The sequence below is a fragment of the Ureibacillus chungkukjangi genome, from assembly GCF_044795995.1.
Classification (GTDB): Bacteria; Bacillota; Bacilli; order Bacillales_A; family Planococcaceae; genus Ureibacillus; species Ureibacillus chungkukjangi.
Map to the genome: position 1 here is coordinate 1,482,244 of NZ_CP085009.1, position 21,762 is coordinate 1,504,005.

The following is a 21,762-nucleotide window of genomic DNA, read 5'->3' on the forward strand; positions in this document are numbered from 1 at the left end:
TGGGTTTCGTTTATTTTTTCCATGTCAAAACATTATCAAGCTCGGTAATCATGGCGCCGTTTTCTTTATCGAAAATTTGAATTAGTACACGAGATAATTCTTCGTAGCTTTCGTGTGGCTGTAGCTTTAATAATACATAGACGTCTGTTTCGTTATGCTTTTCAAAGGTCATTGTGGACTTCTCGATTTCTGGCTCACCATAACCGATCGATTGAATCGCTGCTGCTCTTTTGTCGAATGTGAAGTATTCGGCGGCTGTTGAGGCTAGGTTCAATTCTTGCTGAGCGATAGCTGTTGCCGAGCTAATTTCCTCCTCAGAAAATGTCACGCTTTTATCTGCCACATCGTAAAAAATTGTTACGGCTCCACCTATAAGGATCAAGATAATAATTGTGATTGCGATAATTTTAGTAGTGGAGGCGCCTTTTTGGTTCAGTGCTTTCATAAATACACCTTCTTAGTTCAATTGTGAATCAATTGCTTAAGTTTAATGTAACTGAAGGCCGGGCAAAAGACTAGAGAGTTACATGAATTGACAATTTTTCTGAGAAAGATTTGTTACAATTTAATGCGAAATCTAGCTATCATCGCTATTAATGTGACCGTTCGATTATCTCCGGTGCATTGATTTCTGTGATGAATTCCTCTTCTTTATCCCTCATAAAGTCGGTATACTCCGAGATGAGGTTTTGATCATAAATTACTGTCAAACGTGAATTTCGTTGAGGCACATTTGGCGTGATTGGATTTCGGTCATGGTCATATAGAAGAGCTTGCGCGGCGCCAGATTCAAAGGTATTACTCTTTGAGATTCCCCGTACAGCAGTTAAAATGAGTCGATTCGCTGAAATGCCGCCTTGTAATTGAATATGTGAACCTACCCCGTACATAATCATGTTCGATTTTGTGTAGAAAAAGCCTTTTATGATACTCGGGGTGTCTCTATCGACAGAGATATTGGAAATATTAATTTCACCGGTTGCAAAAATGATAAGGGTACTATTTTCTCTTATCCCATTTAAAGTACTTTCACGAATGGTGACATTCCCATCTACATAAATTAATGCATCCGTTCGGAGATTCGTATTCGTCACGTTCAAATCGCCATAAACATAATACGTTCCCGATAAATCAATCGTTCGATTTCCACTGTTAGTTGCCCCGTTAATAGTTAGGCTGCTTTTCGTTAATGTCTTTTCGTACTTAGTACACCAAAAAACAAACCAGGACACACATTGCTCCGTCTCACCAGCAACAAGGGTTTCATAGTTTTTAGCAAAACTCCTCGTTTCGTGAGTGGACGTAGTGATGTTCAAAGAAGTATATCTTTTGTTTGTACCTCTTGCTGCTTTGTTTAAAATCGTTCCTGTTATTTCTACAGTATCGTCAGACAGATCCTTCGTAATCACATTAAGCTGGGGACTATTGAAAAATTGGGCTGAAATCGCTGCTGAAGCGTTGGTAGCAGTAGGACTAAAGCGTGTATAGTTCGCTGTATTTGTTAGTCTTGTGCCAGCCACATGCTCATCGTAAGTAGGCTTATTGTTCGTATTTAACACAAAGACATTCTTCTGATCATTCAATATTAACTTCGGTGTTACACTATTTGCCGCCTGACGAATTCGTGTCGTTACACTATCTTCCCATCTAGCGGTTGTCCCTGAAAACCATGTCGCTTGTCTGGATAATATCAGGTTGCCATCTGACTTTAAATCCCCTTGAACCTCTACGCCCCCATGTAAATAAAGATTCCCTCCATTATTGGTAGAAATCGCATATCTAAGCTGATCAGGGATCGCATCTGTCCCGAACATGACTCTGGAAGTAGTTACATTTCTTTTTCCATTTACTATACCGGTACTAATGATGGGGACGATTTTTTTTAGCTCCTGCAATTCGTTTTTTTCATTGTAGACATTTTGAATATTGTTCACGTCAACACATACATTCGTTTGGCCTGATTCACTTGGGATTTCTACACCACCAGCAGTGCAGCTATATCTAGAGTTTTGAATGATTTGATTTAATTTTGTTTGAAAATCAGCTTTTCCAACAGTCCCAGCACTAATATAAGTCTGCAATTCCTTTTGAATAGAAGCGGTTAGAAATTCAACGCCCTTATCGGACACATCCTTTGCTTGGACTACATTTTCTCTATTTTCATTTTTAACGATGCTATTGTTCGTAATCGTAATAAGACTTAACCCCAAAATCGATAAAATAATGAGAACGGTTAGTGCTAATAATAAGGCATAACCTTTTTCGGACTTCGTGATGTGCATGATATTCGACTCCCTAGACTAACAGTTAAAAGGGCTGGACTTCATTGACAAATTGAATTTCTTTTAAGGTATTTCGCGTTTTATATTGAAGCACTAAAACGATTTGATATGAAGTCGCAGTATTCGGATCACCAATAATTCGTGAGCTTTTTATTATGGAAATATTATTGTTGGAAACCTCATAAATGTCATTTCTTAAATGCAATCTTGTCTTTCCATTACTCGTAACAAATCCGACAGGCTTTAAGCTATTCCTGCAAGCAGTATCCAAAATCAGATTGCCAGCGGTATCACGCGTACAGAGGGCAGGGGAGCTAGACACATTTAAATAACTATTATCATTATCTGTAACATTTTGAATAATATGTGCTTGCTTTGTTGTATAGAGGGATTTGATCAGGCTACTCACGATAATGTCGGCCTCATCTCGAAGACTCGTTTCAACCCGAATGGCATCTGTCGTTTCTGTACTTTTCACTATTAAGGAAATCGTAAAAATAGAGACAAACGACAATAGAGTAAGAACGGCCAATAATTCAACTAAAGTAATTCCGGTTTCGTTTAGTCGTTTTCTATTCAATTGAAACATACCCCTCTGAGGAACCTCTTGTTTTCCCATTTGGTGCTGTGACAGTAACAACCACCTTCACGAGGTTAAGATCTTTTTCTGAAAAAGTGGCATTTTTAGATTTTGCCGTGCTTTGGCTCGCAACATACGAAACACTATAAGTTCTCCCATTCAAATCAACCTCAAGTGGTGGATTCTTTAACTTCTTATTCGTCTGCGTAGTATCAACAAAATAACTCTGTATATCAGTAGCCCGCGGATAAGTCCTAGCACGAACCCGCTCCAGCATCGCATCTGCCAAATTAATCGTCACAAGCTTCTCCGTATTCATAGCCGCCGTCCGATTCGTCTGAATAAACAGTTGCGAAAAACTAAGCAGGATGATGGTAATGATGATGATGGCAGCAACGACTTCAATTAGGGTGAAGCCTTTGTTGTTATGTTGGAGTATTTTCATGGATGGTCTCACCTTGTAAAGAATTTTGATTAAATAAACAATAATTCTATTTATGTTGCGTTATAAAGGTGTCAAATATTCCGATTAGTAGTAGTAGGGGAGAAAAAAAGTACAAATAAAAAATGCTTAAGAAAATTATCTTAAGCAATTTTAAATAGTTTATTTGGTTTAAGGAGATGCATTGTCTAATTAGATCGCTCTATAATTTCAGGTTTGTTTAACTCAGTAATAAATTCTTCTTCTTGATCTCTTTTGAATTCTGTATATTGAGTGATTAGATTTTGATCATATATGACTTTGAGTCGTGAAAATGCTGTGGGGTTTCCAGAACTATCCAGAATTTGTTGTGTACTTAAAGGTGTAGGTTCAACAAATCCATTCTTGTCCTTTGAGCTCCCTCTAAGTGCTGTGAGTATTAACCTTTTCGAGGAAAGGCCACCATGTATATTAATATTTGAACCTACTCCATACATAATCATATTTGACTTTGTATAAAAGAATCCTTTAATAATACTTGGCGTGTTGCTATATTCGGATATATTCGATATTGAAATATCACCTTCTGCAAAAATAATCAAAGTACTATTATTATCAATGCCACTTAATGTACTTTCTCGAATGGTAACATTTCCTTTTACATAGATTAACGCATCGCTCTTTAGTTTAGTGTTTGTGATATTTAAATTTCCATTTACAAAATAGGTTCCTTTTAGATTTAAGTCTTTATTACTTGAGTTGATTGTGAAGTTCCCACCGTAAAAACCAGGTCCAACCCAGGTACCCAAGCATACACCCAAAAATACTGAGCCATCACATAATCTAGTGGAAGTATAATTTCCTATAAACATTGTTGTATCTTTTTTATAAGAAGAGGGACTTCCACTACTACCGTAACTTAAAGAATTTGCTTGATGATTAGTTGTAAATCTTTTTGTGACCATGTTATATTGCTTTTCAATTGTATTCTTTACTTCAACTTTATCATCCGGCAATGTTTCCTTCTTCACTACTTGAAGGTTAGGGCTACTAAAAAATTTCGATGAGATTGTTGCTGAAGCATTAGTTATTGTTGGGCTAATTTTTTCATAATAGGTAGTGTTGTTTAGATGAGCACCAGAGATGTGGTTCTCGTACCCTAGATTATTATTTTTAAGGACGTATACATTTTTGTTTTCATTAATAATAATTTTGGGAGTAATACTTTTTGAATCTCTTATAATTCTGGCTGGAACGCTATCTTCCCATAGATAATTATTCTTTACATATGTTGCTTGATTAGAGATGACTAAATTACCGTCTGTTTTAACATCTCCTTGGATTTCAACACCGCCATGAAAATATAAATTGCCTCCTTCGTTCGTAGAGAGTGCGTATTTAAGTTGGTCTGGTATTGCGTCTGTACCAATAATCACTTTTGCAGTGGTTGTTTTTTCTTTTCCGTTGACGATTCCTTTACTAATGATTGGAACGTTCTTTTTAAATTCTTGTAATTCTTTTGTACCATCTGCTTTTGTTAAATAAACATCTTCAATTTTATCAACATCAATACATACTGTTGTTTTTCCTGTATCACCGGGAATTTCAATACCGCCCGTTTTACAGCTAATACCATTTGATAGGATAAGGCTAATTAGTTTACTTTTGAATTCGCTTTTTCCAACATTACCAGATTTAATAAAGTTTTCTAATTCTAATTGTATGTCTTTGATTAAAAAGTCGATCCCTTTATCTGCTAAGTCGGTTGCTTGTACAGTATTTTCCCGATTTTGATTTTTTGCAATGCCATTTGTCGTAATGGTCATTAGACTTAAACCTAAGACAGCGAATATCATGATTACAGCCATTACGAGTAAAAGAGAATATCCTCTTTCGTTTTTTAATGAATTTATCATGTATGATGCTCCTTTCGTTAGAATGGTTGAATAATATTTTTAAACTCCATTGATTTTGATGTTTCTTTTCTACCACTATATTCTAGTTTTAAAAGAATTTCATAAGAATTTTGAGAAGTAGGATTGCCGATAATTTTAGAATCATTTAGTATTTTGATATTAGTGTTTGAAATATGATAGCTTTCACCTTTAATAATCAATCTTGTTGTGGTACCTTGTGTTTCAAATCCGATTTTTTCAAATGTGTTCCGGCAAGGCTGGTCAACTATCCAAGCCCCTGTAATTTCATCCCTCCTACATTTTGAAGGGTCAGTTGTAACATTCAAATAGCTAAAACCAGTACCAGTTTGATTTTCTATAATCTGATTTTGTCTTGTTTCGTAGAGAGTTTTCATTAATTGGCTTACAATAATGTCTGCTTCATCTCTCATATTGCTTTCAATTTGTATTTGGCGGGTAGTCTCTGTACTTTGAACAATGAGTGAAAAGGAAAATATCCCAATAAATGAAATCAAAATTATTACTGCTAACAACTCCACCAAGGTTAATCCTTTATTATTTAAATAGTTTTTATTCAATCGATACATACCCCTCTGAAGAACCTTTTGTTTTACCATCTGGCGAAGTCACTGTAACTACCACTTTGATGAGATTAAGCTCTTTTTCTGTGAAATTAGCATTTTGGGACTTTGTCGAACTTTGCGTTGCTTTATAAGAAATTGAATAAGTTCTTCCATTCAAATCAATTTCAAGAGGTGGATTCTTTAATTTTTTGTTAGGTTGACTATTATCGACAAAGTAACTTTGGATATCAGTAGATTTCGTATAAGTTCCAGCGCGTACTTTTTCTAGCATTGCATCAGCTAAATTAATTGTCACAAGCTTTTCAGTATTCTTAGCTGCAGTTTTGTTTGTCTGAATAAAGAGCTGTGAAAAACTCAGTAAGATAATAGTGATGATAATAATAGAAGCGACTACTTCAATTAGGGTGAAGCCTTTGGAATTTTGAAAATAATTTTTAGTCACAATTTCATCTCCAAGTTCTCTTAGTAACAAGTAATTATTTTTAAAAAAGCAGATACAAAGTAATTAAAACTCTGTATCTGCTTTTTATAATATAGATTTATATTTTTCCATCTATAAATTAAGTATACCATTTCAAATCTTAATTCTATTATTTAAATTATAATATAAAAGTCATAGATGTAAACGTAACTTTTGAAATATAAAATTATTTTTAGTAATAAAGATATATACAATGTGAAAAAAATTGTGTATTTTATAAATAGACAAAAGAAAAAAATGTAAAACAGTGCAATAATTTTAATTTTTACAGAGAATTTTACAAATTTTACAGAACTATTAATTTAACTATAGTAGAATGATAGTAAGGATATTCATAGTAAGAGATAAAAATTCTTTCAATTACTAGCTTTATTTTTACCTATTGGGTAATTTTGCTTAAGTTAGTTGAAATTACATGCGAAGAAAGTCAAATTTTGAAACATCCTACTAGTAATAGTTTTAATTAGAAACTTGAGGTGATTGCATGCCATTAAAAATGAAACCGATTATTTTAGCTGCACTAAGTTTAATCCTTATTTTGTATTTATGTATCCAAGGAAATATTTTTAAAACGGCCTCTGCAGATGAGTCTGATTCAGGATCAACTATCGCCGGCGTTAAAGTTTCAGGGTTAGAGGAAGACGAGATGAAGGAAGTGCTACAACAAGCAATTAATACATGGGTAGGAGAGCCTATCACAGTAAGTGATGGAGTGAGCGAAGTCCAAGTAGATCCTTCACAATTTGTGTTTGATTTAGAAAGTACAGTACAACAATATACAACAACAGTGGACAAGCCTTGGTTTGCTTTTTGGGAATCAGACCGAGTTGTTCATTTACCATTAGTAGTAACTGTTCCAGATGAACTGGTGAATGATATTTCAACAGTAGGAAGCTGGGATGCAGAAGCTACAGTCAACTCTGTTGCTACTCAAGCTTCCTTTTTAAAGGAACATGAAATATCACCGGTCATGAATGATTTGACTCAAATTGATAATGAACGTATCGCACTTTCGATTGAAGCAATTCCAACAGAATCAACGGGTGTTTCAAATGTCGCGAGTCTGTTAAATGGAACAATTCTTTATCCTGGCGAGACTTTTTCATTCATCACAAAAGTAGGCGAAAGTACTGCAAATAATGAAGCAAAGAATTTTGTTGCTTCACTTTTATACGATGTGGTATTGAATACAGAGTTCCAAATTGTAGAGCGTCACTCACAGGAAAAAATACCAGCTTATTTAGAACCAGGCATAAATGCTAAGGTTAATATTCAATATACTGAAGATTTACAGTTTTTAAACAGCTCAACAAGTCCCGTGCAAATTAATGCGACGGTCGAAGGTTCAAATTTAAAGGTTGAAATCTTTGCAAACGAAAAAAGTAAAGAAGTTCTAGTACAAGTAAGTAATGAAGAAATTGCGCCTCGTATCATTAACAGATACTCAGAGGATTTATCAGTTGGACAGCAGCAATTGATACAGGAAGGTACGAATGGTATGCGAGTAGTGGTTACTCGAATTATTTCTGAAAGTGGCAGTACGACAGAAGAACAAATCAGCCGTGATTACTACGCACCAACAAACCGAATTGTATTGCTTTCTGCTAGACAACCGGCTAGTACGCCAGATACTACAGGAACAACAGATGGCTCGGTTGTACCTAACGTAAATACGGATGGAACTGGTACACAAACACCAGGAACGACGGATCCAAATGTAAACACGAATCCAAATACGAATCAGAACCAAAATCAAGATTCATATACACAAATTGATTTAGATAATAACGGTTTACCTGACATGCCGACTAATGAGAACGAAAACGAGTTACCAGATGGTAGTTACTATGACAAAGGTGGTAACTTAATTACTCCATAGGAAGGGGAGTTTGGCAATTGCGAATGCAGACACGAAAACGACTAGGTGACTTATTAGTTGAAGCAGGTGTAATAACAAACGAACAGCTTGACTATGCATTATCAAATAAAAGTCGGGACGAAAAACTAGGTGACTTCCTTATTCGAGAAAATTATTTAACTGAACAACAGTTGATCGAGGTACTCGAATTTCAATTAGGTGTCCCACATATCAACTTAAACCAATACTCGATTGAACCAGAGCTCTTGCAATTAGTTCCCGCTGAACTAGCAAAGCGTGCTAATATCATGCCGATTCGACGAGATAAAAACAAATTATTCATCGCAATGGCTGACCCGATGGATTATTTCGCTATTGAGGAAGTCCGAATGGCGACTGGCTGTCAAATTGAAACTAGTATTGCAGCAAAAGATGACTTGTATCGTACCATTACAAAGTACTATGACCTGCAAGAGTCAATGGAAGCGGCACTTTCCGATTTAGGAGTAACAACTCCAGAATCACAGCCGGAAATCACGGATGAAGAATCGCCAATTGTACGTCTAGTGAACCAAATCATCGCAAACGGCGTAGCGCAGCGTGCGAGTGATATTCACTTTGACCCACAGGAAACTGATTTCCGTGTCCGTTACCGTGTTGATGGGAAGCTGCGTACAGAACGTTCGTTGCCGAAGCACATGCAAAATATGCTATCTGCCCGTGTGAAGATTATGGGTGGTCTGAATATTACTGAAAACCGTGTTCCTCAGGATGGACGTATTAAAACATCAGTGAACTTTAAGCCTATAGATATACGTTTATCGACTTTACCAACCATTTACGGTGAAAAAATTGTTATGCGTATTCTTGATTTAAGTAACGCAGCAACCGATGTAGATAAATTAGGCTTGCACTTTAAAAACGAAGAGCTTTTCCGAAAAATGATTTCTCGCCCAAATGGGATTGTTTTAATTACTGGTCCTACTGGGTCAGGGAAGTCAACAACCTTATATGCTGCGCTTTCGCACCTTAATAAGGAAGGCGTCAATATAATTACGGTAGAAGATCCAGTGGAGTATCAATTAGAAGGTATTAACCAAATTCAAGTAAAAGAAGAGGTTGGCCTAACCTTCGCTGCAGGTTTACGCTCAATTCTTCGTCAAGATCCTGATATTGTCATGATAGGGGAAATCCGAGACTTAGATACAGCTGAAATTGCAACGCGTGCTTCACTAACGGGACACTTAGTTTTAAGTACACTCCATACGAATAGTGCAGTTGAGTCAATTTCAAGACTAAATGACATGGGAATTGAACCATTCCTAATTTCATCTTCATTAGTAGGAGTAGTGGCACAGCGTCTAGTTCGCCGAGTTTGTCGAGACTGTGGTAAAACAGTTCCTGCAACTGACCGCGAAAAGGAAATCTTTGCAGAGGTTGGTATGACTGTTGAAACGGTAAATCGTGGACGTGGCTGTCCAGCATGTAATCATACTGGATATCGTGGGCGTATTGCCATTCATGAGATTTTACCTATTAATAGAACACTGAAAGATTTTATCCTACAACGTGCAAGTGTTAGTACGTTAAGAAATTACATGAAAGAAGCAGGCTATCACACACTGGTAGAGGATGGTTTGTTAAAAGTATTAGACGGATATACAACAACTGAAGAAGTACTTCACGTAGCGACAGTTGAATAGGAAGTGAAATGATGTTTAGTATACGTTCATTATTAGAAAGAGCCTACGAAGAAAAGGCATCGGACTTACACATAACGGTAGGAATACCACCGATGTATCGTATAAATGGAAAGCTGAAGCAATTTGGTGATTATACAGTTTCCCCTAATGATGCTGAGGCGCTTGTAAGGGAAGTTCTTCCTGATTACAAGATTGAAGAATACGAACAAAAAGGAGAAACAGATTTTAATTTTTCTCTTGGTGACTTATGTCGATTTCGTGTAAATGCTTATCATCAAAGGAACGAAAGCGCCATAGCATTTCGTTTAATTCCATCTAAAATACCAACCATCGAAGGACTAGGTATGCCTAAGATTCTTTATGATCTAGCGGACAAGCCTCAAGGACTTATTTTAGTTACTGGTCCAACAGGTTCAGGGAAATCAACAACTTTAGCAGCAATGCTTGACTATATTAATGAAACAAAATCAAAGCATATCATCACACTTGAAGACCCAATCGAGTATTTACATCATCATAAACAATCAGTTGTCAATCAACGTGAAATTGGAATCGATACACAGGATTTTACAAGTGGTTTACGAGCAGCTCTTCGTCAGGATCCAGATGTCATTTTAGTTGGCGAGATGCGTGACTTAGAAACGATTTCTACTGCAATTACAGCAGCTGAAACGGGACATTTAGTGTTTGCAACATTGCATACATCAAGTGCTCCTACAACAATTGACCGCATTATCGATGTATTTCCACCGCATCAGCAGGGCCAAATACGAATTCAGCTTGCAAACGTACTACAAGGAATTATTTCACAACGACTGTTTGCAAGAAGAGATACAAATGGTCGTGTCGCTGCGACCGAGATATTAACTGCACCTCCTTCAGTAACCAACTTAATTCGAAACGAGAAAGTACACCAAATTCCAAGTGTCATGCAAACAAGCAGAGCACTAGGGATGCATACTTTAGAAACTTCTGTTCAATCACTCGTTTCCACTGGCAAGGTATCGATGGAGGAAGCAAGACCTTATCTACATTTTGAAGATTATAAGTAAATGAACGTTGGTGAGTAAATGACTGTTTATAAATATATAGGTCGTACGCAGCAGGGTGCTCCAACGAAGGGCATTGTAGATGCCATGAATAAACAAGCGGCCATAGCAAAACTAAGAGCTAAAGGGATTAACCCTCGAGAAGTAAACGAATCAAATAGTATTCTGCATAAGGAATTGAATATTGGAGCTGCAAAGGTTAAAAACCAAGACTTTGTTATCTATCTAAGACAGTTTGCGACTCTAATAAGAGCTGGAGTTTCAATCGTGGAGTCCACTCGCATATTAGCAGATCAGACAAAAAGTAAGCCCTTGAAAAAAGCCTTAGAAACTGTAGAGGACGATATTCGCACAGGGGTTTCATTCTCAGAAGCAACAGCAAAGCATCCAAAAGTATTCCCACTATTGTTTTCGAACATGATGCGTTCAGGTGAGGCAACAGGAAATATAGATGATACGCTAGAGCGTTTAGCGAATTCATTTGAAAAGCAATACAACTTGAAGAAAAAAGTTCAATCGACGATGACATATCCTGTGGTGCTTTTTGTAATAACGATAATTGTAGCGATTTTCATGATGGTTTTCATAGTTCCATCCTTTGTAGAGTCTTTTGAAAGCATGGGAGCTGAATTACCTTGGATGACAGTTGCCATTATTGCTCTCAGTGAATGGTTACAGAGGTTTTGGTGGTTAGTCTTGTTACTGGTAATTGGTGCAATTATTGCATTTCAGATGCTTTATAAAAGAAATGCTCAATTTAACTATGCCGTCCATTACGCATTGCTAAGAATGCCGATCTTTGGACCATTGCTACAAAAATCGGCAATTTCTCGTATGATGGGAACTCTATCTTCATTATTTAGCAGTGCTGTACCTATTTTACAGTCCTTAACGATTGTAGAGAGAGTAGTTGGAAATCCTGTTATGAGTAAAGTGGTTTTAGAGGCAAGAGATAGTCTTGAACGAGGAAATACACTTTCCGAACCTTTAGAAGAAAGCTGGCTTTTCCCACCACTTGTAACTTCCATGACAAAAATCGGCGAGTCAACAGGTTCTTTGGATTATATGTTGGAAAAAGTTGCTGAGTTCTATGATGCAGAGGTAGAACGCTCTGTAGATACCCTTAAATCATTAATTGAACCTTTAATGATTCTGTTCTTAGCTTGTATTGTAGGTGTTATCGTAGCAGCCATCTTCTTACCGATGTTTAGTCTATACGAGCAAATGTAATGAAAAAATATAACTGGACTGGGACGTTTTGCAGGGAGGTGAAAAGGTATGCAACCAACGTCCACGCAAATACTAAAAATTAACCAAAAACAAAATGAAAAATTAAAAGGAGGATTTAATATGTTTAAAACAATGAAAAAACGTATTAAAAACGAAAAAGGTTTAACATTAATCGAACTTTTAGCAGTAGTAGTAATCTTAGCTATTATTGCTGCAATTGCTATTCCTGCAATTGGAAATATAGTAAGTAAACAAAGAGATAAAGCAGTATTAAGTGATGCAACATCAATTATCAGTGCAGCTAAAATTGCTTACGCGGATGGAGCTTGTGTTGATGATTCTTGTTCGGGTGCAGAACTTAATACTTACTTAGATGCAAAATTAAAGAATAAAACTTCAATTATTGCTGCATATAATAATTCTACTGGTTTATGGTCTTTAACTTGGGATAGTGATCATGACTTTAAAAGAATTACTGGTGTAGATGCACTAGAAGCTGGAACTGCGGCTGTTCCGGAAGAGACTATCCTTGCTGCTATGAATAGTTAATAACAGGATAATTGTTTGAAATTGGTAATTTATAGAACATCCAATATTAATTGGATGTTCCAATGATGTACTAATTAATTGTTTTAAAGGAGCCCTGCGCATGTTCAATAAAAATAAAAAGAATTCCCATGTTTCCATAGAAATTAATGATTATGTGATTCGCGCGCTTGTTTCGAAGGGCTCAGATTTGTCACAGGCTGAGGTGTTTGAAGCGGCATTGCCTCATGAAATCATCGATGAAGCCACTTTAAAAGATGAAATGGCGTTATTTGAGATTTTTAAAGAAAATGCATCCAAATGGGGCGGGAAAAATCAGCATGTTCGATTTTTCGTTCCGGATCCAACTGTCCTATTAAAATCCTTTGAGCATCCACGTGATGTGGAAGCAAATAAACTAAAAGAGTATGTTCAGATGGAGCTTGGTCATAGTATTCACTTACCTTTCCAGGATCCACTTATTGATGTATATGATCCTACTGAGGGGGACGGACAGGCAATGATTTTTGCTGCTGCCTCTGAGGAAGTAATTAATATATTAACTTATTTTTAGATATCAATATGGAGCCTCAAGCTGCAGACATCCGTGCTTTATGTAATTTACGCTTACTTGAAAATCTTCAAATGATTGATAATGAAAAGACGTATTTAATTGCTAATTGGCTTGTTAACGAATTATCCATTTGTATTTACTCGAATGGGCATGTGGATTTTTTACGATATCAGCAAATTCCAACAGTGATTTCCCAATGGCATGCCAAGACTTCAGAAGAGAATGAGCTTGAATTTACATATGAGGGTGATTTAGAAGATTATCGAATGACGGTAATGGACCAAGTGCTAGAGCTTGACCGAATTATGAATTTCTTCCGTTTCTCTCTTCATAAAGGGGAAAAGTCAGTAGATGAAATCATTGTCATGGGCGATAATCCATTGATCGATAATATTTATAGTTATATACGAGATACTTTACCAGTTTCAGCGAAGTTGGTAAGTGACTCCTTAATATCATTGTACTATCCTGGGTTTAAAGCAAAACATGCATCGTTACTAGGCTTGGCTTTAAAGGAGGTTCATTCATGATTCCAGATATTAACCTCATACCCAAAGTCGAAAGAAATCAACAAGGCTCAAAGTTACTATACATTCTAATGAGTATCGTTGCATTATTGCTATTGTCTTTATTTTTATGGCAATATTTTGGTGCTCGTGCACAAATTACAGAATTACAAGCTGAGGAAGCTAATTTAATCACACAACGTGATCAGCTACTATCAGACGTCAATACGTCACAATCGGTTAATCAAGGGTCTCTTGAACAATCGTTAAGGTTTGTTGAAACGGTATCCTATCCAGTTTCTCCATTAATGGATGAAATTCAAGGGTTACAACCAAGCAATTCTTATTTGCGTAATTATACATTTAACCCTGGAAGTGTTTCAATCTCTGTGGATTTCGAAACTTTAAGTGATGTAGCGACATATGTATCTAGACTATCAAATAGTTCATATTTTACTGATGGACAAGTCCTTTCGATTACAAACTCTGGACTAGGCGAGGAGCTTGGAACTGAGGGAGTAACGAATTTTGATGTCATTCCAAGACAATCTGTTGAAATTACGCTCCTTATAAATGAGACGTATTTAACTACTGGAGGTGTTCAATAATGAAGCTCTCTAGTAATAAAAATACTTCTTTATTATTGCTTATAGTTTTAGTAGCTGCTCTATTATTTGCAGTTTATTATTATATAGTCTTACCGAAAATAGACAATGTCGTATCCATTGAAGGCTCAATTAATGCTTTGCAAACTGAAATTACTACATTAGAAGGCCAAATGTCTTCGATGGATGAACAAGCAGCAATTGAGGTAGAAAATATATTTACTATTCGTCAAAAGCTGCCAAAGTCACGTGAAATTGATCAGTTGTTGTTAAACTTAGAGGAAATCGAATTTGTGTCAGAGGCACGTATAACGTCGATTGGCTTCAATAGCTATGATACATTAGTGTCAGAATCTGCAATTGCACCTACTCCAGAAGAAGAAATCGTTTCCGAGGAAGATACCGCTGAAGAACCTGCAATTGAAGGAGAAACAGAAGGTACTGAAGCTGAAGAAGTGGCTGAAACACCTGTTTCTGATATTGCTGCTGAGACATTGCCGCCTGAGTTAAAATTAATAACTTTCAACCTTGAATTAGAGGTACCAGAGTATCAAAGTCTACAAAGCTTTATAAAGGAGCTTGAAAAGCTTCCTCGAATCATGCATGTGGATACGATTAGCTTTACTCTTCCAGGTGAAGAGGGAGAATTTATGGAAGATGTGGCTGAATCCTTAAATGCCTCAATCCAAGTTACTACTTTCTATTACGAAGGTGAATCTTAATCGGTTCAAAATAAATTATAAAAAACTGTCGGGATTCTTCTTTTAGGGTCCCGACAATTTATATTATAGGAAGGTGAAGAGTTATGGAGATTGTTTATACCGTTTTTGCATTTATATTTGGGCTTGTTTTTGGCTCGTTTTTTAATGTAGTTGGGTTAAGGATACCAAAAAAAGAGTCCATTTCAACACCGCCATCACATTGTACGAGCTGTCAACGCCGTCTAACAGTGATTGACCTTATTCCAGTTTTATCATACATAATTTTACGAGGGAAATGTCGCACATGTCATACTAAGATTTCACCAATCTATCTCGTTACTGAGATTGTGACAGGACTTTTGTTTGCTTTTACTGTTTGGAGCTTAGGTTTAACGGTTGAAACGGCTGTAGCCCTTTTTTTCATATCCCTATTAGTAATTATAGTTGTTTCTGATTTTGCCTATATGCTGATTCCAGACAAAATTCTGTTATTTTTCCTACCGTTTTTATTGGTAGGTAGGATTTTGTCACCACTAGATCCTTGGTGGGATAGTTTACTTGGTGCAGTAATTGGGTTCGGAATACTCTATCTGATTGCAGTTGTCTCCAAAGGGGGCATGGGTGGGGGAGATATTAAACTCTTCTTTTTAATTGGTCTAGTACTAGGCACAATGAACACATTGCTAACACTTTTCATCGCTGCTTTTATCGGCATGATAGTAGGAATCATTGTCCTAAAGGTACGTAATCAAGGGCGAAAAACGCCCGTTCCATTTGGACCATCCATTGCAGCAGCTGCTGTTATCGTTTATTTTTATGGTAATAATATTTTAGATTGGTATATGAATCTATTTTAAAATGTAGCAATTCGAAGGTGGATATCTTCCGTCGAATTGTTTTTTTATGAAATAAAATCCTCAAACACGATTGCCACTGCTTGTGTTTGAGGATATTGATAAAGCATTTTAGTTGATACTGACAATTTTAAGGTTTTGCTTTTGTGCCATCTCAATCATAGCTGCTAATGAATCGACAACCTCCTGAGATTCTTGTAAATAAACAATAGAGCCTGATAATTCGCTCTCCTTAATTGTTTCGAGAAGCTGAGCAGAATCTCCAGTTTGCTTTTCCTGAGGATTATTATTCCAAAGAGTTAATTTTACAGCAGTATTTGCCAAGATATCTTGAGTGTCTTGGTTAAAAAGGGCGGCAGGTGGCCTGAATAAATGGACTTTTTCTTTTGTTACTCTTTGAAGTGACTCCATGGATGCCAGTAGTTCCTTTTCTTGTTCTTCGTAGGGAAGAGTGGCGATTGGCGCGTTGTTCATCGTCATACTGCCAATTGTATATCCATTAGAATAGACGGACTGAACAGAATTAGGATATTTTTCAACTTCTTTGCCAATAAAGAAGAAGGTAGCTCCAATATCAAATTGATTTAAAACGTCGACAATTTGTTCTGTATATGCAGAAGGTCCTTCATTGAATGTAAATGCAATATAGCCTTCTGGTAAGTTAAAGGTAATTGGTTCATCGATAGTTAGTGAATTTGGCTTGTCAGAACTTGGTGCGTCAAGCTTTGTATCTTGTAAAACGGGTTTTACTTCCTCATTCTCTTGGTGTTGAGTAACTTTTTGGTCTGGTTTGAAAATAACTAAGCTAACGAGAATAACTATAGCTAATAAGCTAAGAGAGGCAATGTATACCCATTTGTTTGATTTTAACTTCACCTTATGAGGAGCCGTTTTAAGCAGTGACTCAATGGCTTTAACGTCTTGAACTACTTCTTTTTCAATAATAGCTTCTTGGGATTTTAAAGGTACAATCTCACTGCTAAACTCGTTGATATTCGCCATTTGTTTATTATTTATAGTAACAACTGAATTTGCTTCAACTTGTTCCTCAATAGGTGATTGAATAGTATCTTCAATTTCCTTATCTTCTATATCATCTTCAGGCAAACTCTTATCGAAAAATGGTAATTCAAGTAAGTCTTTATTACTAGTACACTGTTTAAGGAGCTCGACTTGATGTACAAATTCTTCTGAACAAGAAAAAGTAAGTCGATTGCTATTACTTAAGTATGTCTTCGTTACATAGCTAATATAGTTACCTGGATCTGAGTATGTTTTTGTCCTCAAAGATAAACGGTATTTATGGGTTTCATCAAATTCACAAATACTTCTTAAGCTATTTGCGGTTGAAGCATCAATCTCCCAAAATAACTCCAGCTCCTGATCCAAATAAATCTTGATATGTAAATAACTCGCATCATTTTTAGATTCTATCGATAGTACTTCAACGATTTTTACAAAATTAACAGACATAGTTACCTCCCTTCTCAAAAAAGGCATCACTTGTGATTTATACTAATAATAACTATGATTTTTAATCGTTATTTTTCGGTGTAAAAGAGAAAGACATTCTTTCTGTAAAGTCATTAATGCTCTTCATTAAATCAGCTTTTTCATTAGAAATTTTGTGATATTGCTCTTCAAATTTCTGATTTTCGATTTCGAGATTTCTAATTTTCTCTTCAAGCTCGTTAATCTTCGTTACTTGAACTGAGTGAGTTTTAGTCGACTCTTCATATAGCTTGTTATATTTTGCTTTTTCAGTATCAAGTTGATTTGAAATCTTATCAAATTCCAAATTGGATGAAAGCTGATACTCTTTGTAATCCTCAAGAAGCTGGTCGTAGCTCATTTGCTTGTTCGTTAGCGTATTTTCTAACTCGCGAATTTCTTTATTTTTATCTTGTAGAAGCTGATCCTTTTTTAACATTTCACGCTTAAATCGATAGATTGTTTCGTTTGCAGCATTAATTTGGTCCATCATAGCATCGTTTTTGTAGGCAAGTAGCTGACGTTCCTTTAATATATTTTCAATAGAAACAATTACATCTAATGCAATTTTGTCTTGATTTTCTTTTGAGAATAATGATGGTGTATTATCCGTCACCAATGGAGCAGATTCTTCTACCGTATTTGTGATAGTATCCACTTGTTCTTGTGGCTCTTGTTCCAATTCTATTTCAGTCTCGATTGATTCTTTTACTGTATCTTCTAATTGGTTTTGATTACTTAGTGCATTTTTAAACCAATTGCCTTTCTTTTTCTCAGTTATTTCCATCCTCTATGTCCACTCCTATGTAAATCCTATTTTATGGTCTTATTATATATCGAATTAACTAATTTAATTTTAAATGTATATGGTAGAAAGTCAACTACTGGTTAGATTGTTTTATTTGATAGATTAAGAATATATAAGGATTTTCGTAAATATTAAGCTGATAAAATAGGAGATTAGTTTCGGGATAAATTTTCAGCTAAATTTTTAAGTAGTTTTACAATATTTTGTAATTCCGATATTTTAAATAGTAGGAATTATTTAATGTTAATAGATTAGATGCTTCGTTATAGAAAGGGGATGACAATTTGCTTAGAATAATTTTAGTTAATTATCTGATTGACGATAAGTTGTCAACGCTTCCTACAAAAGCATTGACTGAGCGAACAATAGACGGCGAATTGGAAATTATTCAATATGAAGTCTTTTTAGAAAATCAACATGTCATTTCTAAAATATCGAATGTTACGGAGCTTGGCGTAAAAAATTTTCAAAAAGCACTACCAAAGAATATAAGAATCGCAGCCTGTCAAACTTGTCGATACGGAAATTTTTCCCCCTATGGTGATAATGATAATGAAATATTCTGTTTGATAGATTTTGATTTTAAAAATAAAAGTGAAGTATGTGAAATTTTTTCTGACGCAAGTAATCTGGAGAAAAGAAGGCAACATCTCCTGGATTTTTGCTCAAATTACAAGCCTATCTCTTTAGCGGATTACTACACATATAATGATTGGCACTGGGATTGAAACTTCATGCAAGTTATAAGAGGAAATACCATTTTAATCTAGAATATTCTAAAGCAAGTAACTATTTAAAGATTTTGGAGGTGTTTGGATGAAACCGATTATTGGTGTAACAATGACAACGAACAATGGGCAATACTGTATTAATGAAGCATATGTAAAATCTATTATTCAAGCAGGTGGGATTCCGGTTAATATTCCTTTTGGCGTTGAAAGTGATGTAGATCAGCTGCTTGATGGAATTGATGGCTTACTGTTAACGGGTGGGGTAGACGTGCACCCTCACTTTTTCGATGAAGAGCCCCATATTAAAATCGGCCATATTATGCTAGAGCGTGATGAAGTTGAGCTAATGCTAACAGAAGCTGCTCTAAAGAAAACGTTACCGATTTTCGGGATTTGCCGTGGAATTCAGCTTTTGAATGTCGCTTTAGGTGGGACACTCTATCAAGATATCAATTCTCAATATGAGCAAACGCCAATTCTCCATCAACAAAATGCGCGCAGGAGAGAGGCATCGCATTTTATCGAGATTACAAAGGGCAGTCAGTTGCATGAAATAGTAGGCAAAGAAAAGATTGCAGTCAACTCATTCCATCACCAAGCCCTTAAAAAGGTGCCCGAAATATTCGAAATCACAGCCAAATCAAGTGACGGCATCATTGAAGCTATCGAAATGAAGGATTATCCATATTGCGTAGCCGTCCAATGGCATCCAGAGGAAATGGCAATAGCAGAGGATGAGCATGCGAAAAATCTGTTCAAGTCATTCATCGATGCTTGTAAGAGTAAGGTTGAAAATGGGGTTGGAGTTATTCAGTCATAGGGTAGGGTATACGCGATGACATAGCCAGCGTTGGTGTATGTATGACCCATGCAGTTAACCGCGAGAAAGCTAGGTTATTCATACTAGAAAATTTGCCAAGTGATCATAAATCAAATTATATGAACACAACGCACCCTTAAACGCTCACAAGCAACTTTATGTGATCAATCACTAACTCAAAACCACATTAAAAAGGTTGTCTCACAGTCTAATGACCAACGAGACAACCTTTTTTAATGAATATTACGATATAATCCTACAACTTTACCTAAAATCGATACTTGATTTACTAGGATTGGGTCCATACTTGAGTTTTCAGGTTGAAGACGGAAATGAGTTTTCTCTTTAAAAAAGCGTTTTACCGTTGCTTCATCGTCCTCAGTCATAGCTACAACAATTTCTCCGTTGTTCGCTGTGTTTGTTTGCTTAACTACTACATAATCTCCATCTAAAATACCAGCTTCAATCATTGATTCTCCCATTACTTCTAGCATGAAAAGATTCTCTTCGCTAGTGCCATAAGCATCTGGTAGAGGGAAGTATTCTTCAATATTTTCTATCGCTGTAATTGGTAGACCAGCTGTAACTTTACCTACAAGAGGAACATGGACTACAGATTGCTTTTGAACTGCCGCTTCTTCTTGATCTAAAATCTCGATTGCGCGCGGTTTTGTTGGGTCACGTCGGATTAAGCCTTTGCTTTCTAAGCGAGCTAAATGTCCATGTACTGTTGAGCTTGAGGCAAGTCCTACTGCTTCTCCAATTTCACGAACAGAAGGTGGATAACCTTTAGTGCGAACCTCTTCTTTTATGAATGTTAAAATATCTTCCTGCCTTTTTGATATTTTTTTCAACTCTATCACCTCTTTTTGTGAATATGTATCTCTATTAGTTACATATAGTATATCAGTGGAAGAACAGAAATGCAAACATAGGTTCGAAAATGCTGTTGACAAAAACAAGTGTTCGTATTAAAGTAAGAACATACATTCGTGAGAACAAATATTCGAAAAGAGGTTTTAATTATGAAATATTTACAAAAAAATTCTTATATCGTTGTGTTATTCGTTGCTTTCTTTGTGATGGGTGCATTTCTATTAATAACTGATAATGGCAGTACAACATACGAACAAGTCGAAGTTCAACATGGTGATACATTATGGACTTTAGCAGAACAATACCGTGGTAAAATGACAAAGCAAGAGTGGATTAAACAAGTGAAAGCTGAAAATGCACTTAATGGAGAGCATATTGTTGCAGGACATCCTTTAACTATTCCTGTAAATGAAAAAAGTATCTATATTGCAAATTTAAAGAGTGAAGAAGAGCTTCATTCAGTAGAGGTAGCGATTAAAAACCCATGAGTAAACAAAACAAAGCCGTCATTTATACACGGGTAAGTACAGAGAAAAATACGCAAGAGACGTCACTTGTTCGACAAGAAGAGGAGCTGCGATCGTTTGCAAAGGACATGGACTTTCAAGTTCTAGAGGTATTTCAAGATCAGCATAGCGGTTACGAGGTTGAAAGAGAAGGCCTTTTAGAAATGCTAGATTATATAAAAGAAAAGAATGTCCAAGTATTATTTGTGCAAGACGAAACACGTTTAGGACGTGGTAATGCACGAATGGCGGTACTGCATTTACTACACAAGAATGAGACAACAGTTTATTCGTTAAATAACGCCGGTCCAATGAGCTTAAATGAGATGGATACGATGCTACTTGAAATTTTAGCAATTGTGGAAGAATATCAACGCAAAATTCACAATGCAAAAATTAAAAGAGGAATGAGACGTGCCGTTGATAATGGCTATCGTCCTGAGTTGAATATTAAAAATCGACATAATCATGAAGGTCGCGAGCGGATAGAGGTCCCAATCGAAGAGATTGTTAATCTTAGAGAAAAAGGACTAACATTCCTAGAAATTGCGTCCACTTTAAAAGGACTAGGTTTCGAAGTAAGTAAAGCGACAGTACATCGCAGATATATTGAATATGTTGAAGGACTTGAAGTTTAGTTCTTGCCTAACTTATTAGTGCT

General features: G+C 36.1%; 24 protein-coding genes. 14 read left to right on the forward strand and 10 right to left on the reverse strand.

Annotation, left to right across the window (positions count from 1 at the left end; all coding sequences use genetic code 11):
• Positions 1-10: 10 nt before the first annotated feature.
• From LG296_RS07245 to LG296_RS07275, 7 genes are all read right to left on the reverse strand, one after another.
• The gene (locus tag LG296_RS07245) at positions 11-445 is read right to left on the reverse strand and encodes a hypothetical protein (RefSeq protein ID WP_404427803.1); all 435 of its coding nucleotides are present in this window, start codon (positions 443-445) and stop codon (positions 11-13) included.
• Between the two features lie 148 nt (positions 446-593).
• On the reverse strand, positions 594-2,282 hold the full coding sequence (locus LG296_RS07250; protein WP_404427804.1) for a hypothetical protein: 1,689 nt from the start codon (positions 2,280-2,282) through the stop codon (positions 594-596).
• 25 nt (positions 2,283-2,307) lie between these two features.
• On the reverse strand, positions 2,308-2,862 hold the full coding sequence (locus tag LG296_RS07255; protein WP_404427805.1) for a type II secretion system protein J: 555 nt from the start codon (positions 2,860-2,862) through the stop codon (positions 2,308-2,310).
• The gene (locus LG296_RS07260; protein ID WP_404427806.1) at positions 2,855-3,307 is read right to left on the reverse strand and encodes a prepilin-type N-terminal cleavage/methylation domain-containing protein; all 453 of its coding nucleotides are present in this window, start codon (positions 3,305-3,307) and stop codon (positions 2,855-2,857) included. Before LG296_RS07260 ends, LG296_RS07255 begins: the two co-directional genes overlap by 8 nt.
• Positions 3,308-3,492: 185 nt before the next feature.
• Positions 3,493-5,199, reverse strand: coding sequence for a hypothetical protein (locus tag LG296_RS07265; protein WP_404427807.1), 1,707 nt, complete (start codon positions 5,197-5,199; stop codon positions 3,493-3,495).
• A 17-nt stretch (positions 5,200-5,216) separates the two neighbouring features.
• Positions 5,217-5,777, reverse strand: a complete 561-nt coding sequence (locus LG296_RS07270; RefSeq protein ID WP_404427808.1) for a type II secretion system protein — start codon at positions 5,775-5,777, stop codon at positions 5,217-5,219.
• Complete coding sequence (locus tag LG296_RS07275; protein ID WP_404427809.1) at positions 5,770-6,225, reverse strand: prepilin-type N-terminal cleavage/methylation domain-containing protein; 456 nt, start codon at positions 6,223-6,225, stop codon at positions 5,770-5,772. The genes LG296_RS07270 and LG296_RS07275 overlap by 8 nt, the downstream gene beginning before the upstream one ends.
• A gap of 523 nt (positions 6,226-6,748) precedes the next feature.
• Here LG296_RS07275 and LG296_RS07280 point away from each other — a divergent pair.
• The 10 genes from LG296_RS07280 (at position 6,749) to LG296_RS07325 (ending at position 15,872) form a co-directional block, all read left to right on the forward strand.
• Positions 6,749-8,143, forward strand: coding sequence for a VanW family protein (locus LG296_RS07280; RefSeq protein WP_404427810.1), 1,395 nt, complete (start codon positions 6,749-6,751; stop codon positions 8,141-8,143).
• A 23-nt stretch (positions 8,144-8,166) separates the two neighbouring features.
• Positions 8,167-9,825, forward strand: a complete 1,659-nt coding sequence (locus tag LG296_RS07285) for a GspE/PulE family protein (protein WP_404427973.1) — start codon at positions 8,167-8,169, stop codon at positions 9,823-9,825.
• Between the two features lie 8 nt (positions 9,826-9,833).
• Entirely contained in the window at positions 9,834-10,877 is a 1,044-nt protein-coding gene (locus LG296_RS07290; protein WP_404427811.1) for a type IV pilus twitching motility protein PilT, read from the forward strand.
• Between the two features lie 18 nt (positions 10,878-10,895).
• Positions 10,896-12,104, forward strand: coding sequence for a type II secretion system F family protein (locus LG296_RS07295; protein ID WP_404427812.1), 1,209 nt, complete (start codon positions 10,896-10,898; stop codon positions 12,102-12,104).
• Positions 12,105-12,152: 48 nt separating this feature from the next.
• Positions 12,153-12,653, forward strand: coding sequence for a prepilin-type N-terminal cleavage/methylation domain-containing protein (locus tag LG296_RS07300; protein WP_404427813.1), 501 nt, complete (start codon positions 12,153-12,155; stop codon positions 12,651-12,653).
• A gap of 100 nt (positions 12,654-12,753) precedes the next feature.
• Positions 12,754-13,203 carry a type IV pilus biogenesis protein PilM gene (gene pilM / locus LG296_RS07305; RefSeq protein ID WP_404427814.1) on the forward strand — a complete coding sequence of 150 codons (450 nt, stop codon included), beginning with the start codon at positions 12,754-12,756 and terminating at the stop codon, positions 13,201-13,203.
• A gap of 8 nt (positions 13,204-13,211) precedes the next feature.
• Positions 13,212-13,733: a hypothetical protein gene (locus LG296_RS07310; protein ID WP_404427815.1), complete on the forward strand. Its 522-nt coding sequence runs from the start codon at positions 13,212-13,214 to the stop codon at positions 13,731-13,733.
• Entirely contained in the window at positions 13,730-14,317 is a 588-nt protein-coding gene (locus tag LG296_RS07315) for a PilN domain-containing protein (RefSeq protein ID WP_404427816.1), read from the forward strand. The genes LG296_RS07310 and LG296_RS07315 overlap by 4 nt, the downstream gene beginning before the upstream one ends.
• Complete coding sequence (locus tag LG296_RS07320) at positions 14,317-15,036, forward strand: potassium transporter (RefSeq protein WP_404427817.1); 720 nt, start codon at positions 14,317-14,319, stop codon at positions 15,034-15,036. Before LG296_RS07315 ends, LG296_RS07320 begins: the two co-directional genes overlap by 1 nt.
• 83 nt (positions 15,037-15,119) lie before the next feature.
• On the forward strand, positions 15,120-15,872 hold the full coding sequence (locus LG296_RS07325; RefSeq protein ID WP_404427818.1) for a prepilin peptidase: 753 nt from the start codon (positions 15,120-15,122) through the stop codon (positions 15,870-15,872).
• Positions 15,873-15,980: 108 nt separating this feature from the next.
• Here the strand turns inward: LG296_RS07325 and LG296_RS07330 are convergent, their stop codons facing one another.
• Positions 15,981-17,342 carry a polysaccharide deacetylase family protein gene (locus LG296_RS07330; RefSeq protein ID WP_404427819.1) on the reverse strand — a complete coding sequence of 454 codons (1,362 nt, stop codon included), beginning with the start codon at positions 17,340-17,342 and terminating at the stop codon, positions 15,981-15,983.
• 61 nt (positions 17,343-17,403) lie between these two features.
• Positions 17,404-18,147 (reverse strand): hypothetical protein, encoded by a 744-nt coding sequence (locus LG296_RS07335; RefSeq protein WP_404427820.1) that lies wholly within the window; start codon positions 18,145-18,147, stop codon positions 17,404-17,406.
• 305 nt (positions 18,148-18,452) lie between these two features.
• Here LG296_RS07335 and LG296_RS07340 point away from each other — a divergent pair, with 305 nt between their 5' ends.
• A complete protein-coding gene (locus tag LG296_RS07340; protein WP_404427821.1) occupies positions 18,453-18,896 on the forward strand; it encodes a hypothetical protein in 444 nt (147 codons plus the stop codon).
• An 88-nt stretch (positions 18,897-18,984) separates the two neighbouring features.
• Positions 18,985-19,719, forward strand: a complete 735-nt coding sequence (locus tag LG296_RS07345) for a gamma-glutamyl-gamma-aminobutyrate hydrolase family protein (RefSeq protein WP_404427822.1) — start codon at positions 18,985-18,987, stop codon at positions 19,717-19,719.
• A gap of 233 nt (positions 19,720-19,952) precedes the next feature.
• On the opposite strand, the gene lexA is transcribed toward LG296_RS07345, so the two are convergent.
• Positions 19,953-20,573, reverse strand: coding sequence for a transcriptional repressor LexA (lexA, locus tag LG296_RS07350; RefSeq protein WP_107933099.1), 621 nt, complete (start codon positions 20,571-20,573; stop codon positions 19,953-19,955).
• A 171-nt stretch (positions 20,574-20,744) separates the two neighbouring features.
• Between lexA and LG296_RS07355 the strand changes: the two genes are divergently transcribed.
• Both LG296_RS07355 and LG296_RS07360 read left to right on the forward strand, forming a co-directional pair.
• Positions 20,745-21,083, forward strand: coding sequence for a LysM peptidoglycan-binding domain-containing protein (locus LG296_RS07355; RefSeq protein WP_404427823.1), 339 nt, complete (start codon positions 20,745-20,747; stop codon positions 21,081-21,083).
• Positions 21,080-21,739 (forward strand): recombinase family protein, encoded by a 660-nt coding sequence (locus tag LG296_RS07360; RefSeq protein ID WP_107933100.1) that lies wholly within the window; start codon positions 21,080-21,082, stop codon positions 21,737-21,739. The genes LG296_RS07355 and LG296_RS07360 overlap by 4 nt, the downstream gene beginning before the upstream one ends.
• Positions 21,740-21,762 lie beyond the last annotated feature (23 nt).